Origin of the sequence: Streptomyces sp. NPDC127108 (genome assembly GCF_042677545.1) — a bacterium.
Lineage (GTDB): Bacteria > Actinomycetota > Actinomycetes > Streptomycetales > Streptomycetaceae > Streptomyces.
In genome coordinates this window covers 1-3,211 of sequence record NZ_JBHXTE010000103.1, presented here as the reverse complement: position 1 = coordinate 3,211, position 3,211 = coordinate 1, and the positions used below count along the sequence as shown (strand labels likewise).

The 3,211-nt window shown below is 73.3% G+C and carries 2 protein-coding genes; one reads left to right on the top strand and one right to left on the bottom strand.

All coding sequences use genetic code 11. The features are described from left to right. Positions 1–95 precede the first annotated feature (95 nt). Entirely contained in the window at positions 96–1,109 is a 1,014-nt protein-coding gene (locus tag ACFVHO_RS40480; protein ID WP_385725544.1) for an SGNH/GDSL hydrolase family protein, read from the bottom strand. 264 nt (positions 1,110–1,373) lie between these two features. Here ACFVHO_RS40480 and ACFVHO_RS40475 point away from each other — a divergent pair, with 264 nt between their 5' ends. Further along, positions 1,374–2,765, top strand: a complete 1,392-nt coding sequence (locus ACFVHO_RS40475; RefSeq protein ID WP_030360684.1) for a cystathionine beta-synthase — start codon at positions 1,374–1,376, stop codon at positions 2,763–2,765. Positions 2,766–3,211: the final 446 nt, after the last annotated feature.

The window sequence follows — 3,211 nt, the reverse complement described above, 5'->3', positions numbered from 1 at the left end:
GTTGGGCTGGTGGAGCAGGTTGGGGCGGGTGGGTGGGGGATAGCCCCTCCGGCGTTTGAGGAGCGGGGGTCCGGGGGCGGAGCCCCCGGAGGGGGCTACGGGATCGGGGACGGGTCCGGTTCCTGGATGCGCCGGCGGCGCCTGCGCTTGAGGAGGGCCCAGGGGCCGCGGGGGCCCGTGGGCATGGCGCCGGTGACCTCCGTGCCGCCCTCGGACGCGGCCTTGGCGGCGGCACGGGCGACGGGCAGGAAGCCCTCACGGCGCGAGACGTCGGGCCGCTCCTCCTCCGGCCACAGGCCGAGGGCCGCGCACAGCGTGGGCAGGACGGCCATCGCCGCGGTGGCGTACCCCTCCGCGGAGGGGTGGTAGTTGTCGGGGCCGAACAGCTCCCGCGGGTTCGCCGCGAACTCGGGGCCGAGCAGGTCGCTCACGGACACCGTCCGTCCCCCCTGCTCCACCACCCCGATCGTCTGCGCGGCGGCGAGCTGCCGCGAGACCCGCCGGGCCAGCCACCGCAGCGGCTGGTAGACGGGCTCGATGGTGCCGAGGTCGGGGCACGTCCCCACGACCACCTCCGCCCCGGCCGTCCGCAGCCTGCGCACCGCCGCCGACAGGAACCGCACCGACCGCGTCGCCGGCATCCGGTGGGTGACGTCGTTCGCCCCGATCATCACCACGCACACGTCGGGCACCCAGCCCGTCTCGTCCGACAGGACCAGCGACACCTGTCGCTCCAGGTCGTCGGACTGCGCCCCGGGCTGCGCCACCACCCGCACGTCCACCGGCCGCTCCGCCACCGCGGCCAGGCCCGAGGCGAGCAGCGCCGCCGGGGTCTGCTGGGCCCGGCGCACGCCCTGGCCCGCGGCCGTGGAGTCGCCGAGCATGGCGAACCGCAGCGGCTCCCCGCACTCGGAGCGCTCGGCGAACGCCGCCCCGTACCGTCCGTTCGCCCGCGGCGGCGCCCCGTACCCGCCGTTGCCCACCGACCGCTTGGCCAATTGCACCTCGGCGAGGACGATCCCGACCGTGGCCGCGCCGAGCAGCCCGATGCCTCCGCCGCCGTACGCCGCGCCCGCGGCGATGCGCCGCGCCACCCTCGCCCTCGACATGCTCCGCCGTCACCCCGGTCCAGTCGTGTGGAGCCCATTTCGTCCCGTACATCCAGTCATTGCCCCGTCGGGCCGGTCGGCCAATCGCGAGCGGAGGTGAACGGGGGAGTCTGAGCCGTAGGCTGACGGCACCGAAAACCTCGTGCGGCGTCCTCGGGCGCGGGCCGGTGGGGGCCGCGCGACACCTGCGGCCCACGCGGCTCGTCCGTCCCGTGGGCGGCCACGACATCGCAGCCCGGATACCCCGGAAAAACGGAGACCACGGTGCATTTCCACGACTCGATGATCAGCCTCGTCGGCAACACCCCGCTGGTGCGGCTCAACAACGTGACCGCGGGCCTGAAGGCCACGGTCCTTGCCAAGGTCGAGTACTTCAACCCCGGCGGTTCCGTGAAGGACCGCATCGCGCTGCGCATGATCGAGGCGGCCGAGGCCAGTGGCGAGCTGCGCCCCGGCGGCACGATCGTGGAGCCGACCAGCGGCAACACGGGCGTCGGCCTTGCCATCGTGGCCCAGCAGAAGGGCTACAAGTGCGTCTTCGTATGCCCGGACAAGGTGTCGACCGACAAGATCAACGTGCTGCGCGCGTACGGCGCCGAGGTGGTCGTCTGCCCGACCGCCGTCGACCCCGAGCACCCGGACTCGTACTACAACGTCTCCGACCGCCTCGTACGCGAGATCCCCGACGCCTGGAAGCCGGACCAGTACTCCAACCCGAACAACCCCCTCTCGCACTATCACTCCACCGGCCCCGAGCTGTGGGAGCAGACGGAGGGGAAGATCACCCACTTCGTCACCGGCATCGGCACGGGCGGCACGATCTCGGGCACCGGCGGGTATCTGAAGGAGATCTCCGGCGGCAAGGTCAAGGTCGTCGGGGCCGACCCCGAGGGGTCGGTGTACTCCGGGGGCTCCGGGCGGCCCTACCTCGTCGAGGGCGTCGGTGAGGACTTCTGGCCGACGGCCTACGACCGGAACGTGACGGACGACATCGTCGCGGTCTCCGACAAGGACTCCTTCCAGATGACGCGGCGCCTCGCCAAGGAGGAGGGCCTGCTCGTCGGCGGCTCCTGCGGCATGGCGGTCGTGGCGGCGCTGCGGGTCGCCGAGGGCCTCGGCCCGGACGACGTCGTGGTCGTACTGCTCCCCGACAGCGGGCGCGGCTACATGAGCAAGATCTTCAGCGACGAGTGGATGAACGACTACGGCTTCCTGGAGGAGGCCGGCGACCAGCCGCGCGTCGGCGACGTGCTGCGCCGCAAGGAGGGCGGGGAGCTGCCCTCCCTCGTCCACATGCACCCCGAGGAGACCGTCGGCGAGGCCATCGAGGTCCTGCGCGAGTACGGCGTCTCGCAGATGCCGATCGTCAAGCCCGGCGCGGGGCACCCGGACGTGATGGCCGCCGAGGTCATCGGCTCCGTCGTCGAGCGCGAGCTGCTCGACGCGCTGTTCGCCCAGCGGGCCTCGCTCGGCGACCCGCTGGAGAAGCACATGTCCGACCCGCTGCCGCAGGTCGGCTCCGGCGAGCCCGTCGCCGACCTGATGTCGGTCCTCGGCTCCGCCGACGCCGCCATCGTCCTCGTCGAGGGCAAGCCGACGGGTGTGGTGAGCCGTCAGGACCTGCTCGCGTTCCTCGCGGAGCAGCAGGGGTCGTAAGCGGTCCTCCGGGTGCGGGCGCGGCCGGTCGCACGGCGGCCGGGCCCGCAACCGGCGCGCGGCCGTGGGAACTTCGCGGAAGCGGTACGAAGGCGACACGTACGCGCAGCACCCGCTTAACACGCGTACGGCACCTTGGTGGATGTCGGCGTCAGGACTTCCGGAGCGGCTCCCGGACCTCCAGCGACGCCCTGGACGCGCTGCCCGGTCCTGACCCGGCCCGCGTCCCTCGCGGGGACCGCCGTCGTCCCGCCCCCCGGGCCCGCCCTGGGGGTGCGGCGGTCCCCGCGCTACGCGCGCCCTCGCTCGGTCCTAGGGCCTGTCCGGCGGATCTTCGCGGGCCCGCGGCGTCTGGCACGCACTCTCGCCGCACGCCCGAATCACCCAAGTACGTCCAGTACGAGGGCGATCCGGGCGCACGCCGAGAGCACGCACCAGACGCCGCG

Excerpts from the sequence above, each read along its gene's own strand:
- ACFVHO_RS40480 (WP_385725544.1), bottom strand. The coding sequence starts at position 1,109 with ATGTCGAGGGCGAGGGTGGCGCGGCGCATCGCCGCGGGCGCGGCGTAC.